Below are 3,263 nucleotides of genomic sequence, written 5' to 3' on the forward strand. Positions count from 1 at the left end.
GGCGGCCAGGGCCTGCTGCAGCACGGCCATGTCGCCGCGCGCCTGGGTGAGCTGCAGTTGCGCGGCCAGCCATTCGGCGGCGGCGGCTTCGGTGGTGACGCCGGCGCGCTCCACCGCCACTTCCAGCCCTTCGGAGTACGAGAATCCGCCCACCGGCAACGCCGGCGAGGCCAGCCAGATGAGCTGCAGCAGGCTGGCGGCGGGCAGGGCCGTGGGGGCTTTGGGGGGAGGTGCGTTGCAGTCGGGGGCCGTCATCCCGGCGTCAATCAAGGGTTGTGGTGCGGGTGATCGCACTTCGCATGGTCATGGTCGTGGCCATGGGCGTGCGCATCGCCGTGATCGTGGCCATGGCTTGCATGGCGGTGCCCATGGTCATGCCCATCGCCGTGCGCGGGGCCGGCGTCGTCGTGCGAAGGGGCTGCATGGTCGTGGCCGTGGTCGTGGTCGTGGCCGTGGTGCCCGTGCCCATGGTGCCCGCCCGCCGCATAGGCGCCGCCCTCGGGCTCGAAGGGGGCATCGATCGCGTTCACGATCAGGTGCATGGCGCGCAGCATGTCGGCCAGCACGTGGTCGGGCTCGATCTGCAGGTGGGTGGGCGTGAGTTCGATGGGCACGTGCCGGTTGCCCAGGTGGTAGGCGGCGCGGGTCAGATCGAAGGGGGTGCCGTGGTGGGCGCAATGGGTGATGCGCAGCACCGCCTGGGGCGCGGCGATCACGCGGACCAGGGCGCCGTCCTCGGCCACCAGCACGTCGCCGCCGCGCACGGCGGTGCCCCGGGGCAGGAAGATGCCCAGCTCCCGCCCGGTGGAGTCGGTGGCGGCGAAGCGGCTTTTCTGGCGCGTGTCCCAGTCGAGTTCGAGGGTGGCGGCGCGCTTGACGAGCACGGGCGCGAGGCCCTTGCCCTGGGCGATGAGTTTGGAGACTTGAAGCATGCGTGCGATCAGAACAGAAAGTAGCGCTGCGCCATGGGCAGCACGGTCGCGGGCTCGCAGGTGAGCAGCTGGCCGTCGGCGCGCACGGTGTAGGTCTGCGCGTCGATCTCCATGCGCGGCGTGTAGTGGTTGTGCACCATGTGCTGCTTGCGCACGCCGCGCACGCCGCGCACGGCGCTGAGCTGCTTGGCCAGGCCGAAGCGCTCGCCGATGCCCGCGGCCAGCCCGGCCTGCGACACGAAGGTGAGCGAGGTGCGGGCCAGCGCACCGCCGAAGGCGCCGAACATGGGCCGGTAGTGCACGGGCTGCGGCGTGGGGATGGAGGCGTTGGGGTCGCCCATGGCGGCCATGGCGATAAAGCCGCCCTTCAGGATCATGGCGGGCTTGACGCCGAAGAAGGCGGGCTTCCAGATCACGATGTCGGCCCACTTGCCCACCTCCAGGCTGCCCACCTCGTGGCTGATGCCGTGGGCGATGGCGGGGTTGATGGTGTACTTGGCCACGTAGCGCTTGATGCGCGTGTTGTCGTTGCGCGCGGTGTCGCCGTCCAGCGTGCCGCGCTGGGCCTTCATCTTGTGGGCCGTCTGCCAGGTGCGCAGGATGACCTCGCCCACGCGGCCCATGGCCTGGCTGTCGCTGCTCATCATGCTGATGGCGCCCAGGTCGTGCAGCACGTCTTCGGCCGCGATGGTTTCCTTGCGGATGCGGCTCTCCGCGAAGGCCAGGTCTTCGGCGATGGAGGCGTCCAGGTGGTGGCACACCATGAGCATGTCCACATGCTCGTCCAGCGTGTTCACCGTGTAGGGCATGGTGGGGTTGGTGGAAGACGGCAGAAAGTTGGCCTCGCCCACCACGCGCAGGATGTCGGGCGCATGCCCGCCGCCCGCGCCTTCGGTGTGGAAGGCGCAGATGCCGCGGCCCGCCACGGCGGCGATGGTGTTCTCGACGAAGCCGCTCTCGTTGAGCGTGTCGGAGTGGATGGCGACCTGCGTGTCGGTGGCGTCGGCCACGTCCAGGCAGTTGCTGATGGCCGCGGGCGTGGTGCCCCAGTCCTCGTGCAGCTTGAGGCCGATCACGCCCGCGTCGATCTGCTCGTGCAGCGCGTCGGGCAGGCTGGCGTTGCCCTTGCCCAGAAAGCCGAGGTTCATGGGAAAGGCGTCGGCCGCCTGCAGCATGCGCTCGATGTTCCAGGGGCCCGAGGTGCAGGTGGTGGCCAGCGTGCCGGTGGCCGGGCCGGTGCCGCCGCCCAGCATGGTGGTCACGCCCGAGGCCAGGGCCTCTTCGATCTGCTGCGGGCAGATGAAGTGGATGTGGCTGTCGATGCCGCCCGCGGTGACGATGTTGCCCTCGCAGCTGATGATCTCGGTGCCGGGGCCGATGACGATGTCCACGCCGGGCTGCGTGTCGGGGTTGCCGGCCTTGCCGATGGCGGCGATGCGCCCGCCCTTCAGGCCGATGTCGGCCTTGACGATGCCCCAGTGGTCCAGGATGAGCGCGTTGGTCAGCACCGTGTCCATGGCGCCCCCGGCCGTGGGGCCGGTGCCCTGGCCGTCGCGCGTGCGCTGGCCCTGCGCCATGCCGTCGCGGATGGTCTTGCCGCCGCCGAACTTGACCTCTTCGCCATAGGCGCCGGCGCGCAGCGTGTAGTCCTGCTCCACCTCGGCGATGAGCCCGGTGTCGGCCAGGCGCACGCGGTCTCCGACGGTGGGGCCGAACATCTCGGCATAGGCGCGTTTGGACACAGTGGCCATGGGAATGCTCTCCAGCTCTCGGGCGGTTCGAAAAGGGATGGGGTCGGTGTTCAGGCGGCGGCCGGGGCCGGCGGCTCGCCCAGCGGCCCCTGCGTGAGGCCCCGAAAGCCGTACACCGTGCGGTCGCCCGCGTAGTCCACCAGCTCCACGGTGCGCTGCTGGCCGGGCTCGAAGCGCACGGCCGTGCCGCTGGCGATGTTCAGCCGCATGCCGCGCGCGGCGTCGCGGTCGAAGCCGAGCGCGCCGTTGGTCTCGGCGAAGTGGTAGTGCGAGCCGACCTGGATCGGCCGGTCGGCGGTGTTGCGCACCACCAGGGTGAGGGTGCGGCGGCCGGTGTTGAGCGCGTGCTCGCCGTCGTCGATGAGGAGTTCGCCGGGGATCATGGGGTGGGCTCGCGGTGGGATGGTGCAGTGGTCGATGCGTTGGGCCGCTCAGGCCATGCGCACGAGCAGCGTGGCGCCCAGCAGCGCGGTCGAGGCGCCCGCCACCACGGCCAGCCAGCGGTGGCGCGCCACCACGGCATGGCCCAGAGCGATGCCGGCGGCGTGCAGCGTGGCGGTGGCGATCACCATGCCGGCCA

3 protein-coding genes and 1 pseudogene are annotated in these 3,263 nt (G+C 70.9%); all 4 read right to left on the bottom strand.

What is annotated here, in order from left to right; translation table 11 throughout:
- Nucleotides 1-255 (bottom strand): annotated as a pseudogene (locus tag AC27IQ_RS21015) (urease accessory protein UreF); the annotation flags it as partial.
- Nucleotides 256-266: 11 nt separating this feature from the next.
- Nucleotides 267-932, bottom strand: a complete 666-nt coding sequence (gene ureE, locus AC27IQ_RS21020; RefSeq protein ID WP_487090651.1) for an urease accessory protein UreE — start codon at nt 930-932, stop codon at nt 267-269.
- Between the two features lie 8 nt (nt 933-940).
- The gene (gene ureC, locus AC27IQ_RS21025; RefSeq protein ID WP_284402365.1) at nt 941-2,683 is read right to left on the bottom strand and encodes an urease subunit alpha; all 1,743 of its coding nucleotides are present in this window, start codon (nt 2,681-2,683) and stop codon (nt 941-943) included.
- A gap of 50 nt (nt 2,684-2,733) precedes the next feature.
- Nucleotides 2,734-3,066: an urease subunit beta gene (locus tag AC27IQ_RS21030; protein WP_272564743.1), complete on the bottom strand. Its 333-nt coding sequence runs from the start codon at nt 3,064-3,066 to the stop codon at nt 2,734-2,736.
- Nucleotides 3,067-3,263 lie beyond the last annotated feature (197 nt).

It is taken from the genome of Acidovorax sp. KPB24-07 (assembly GCF_057543315.1).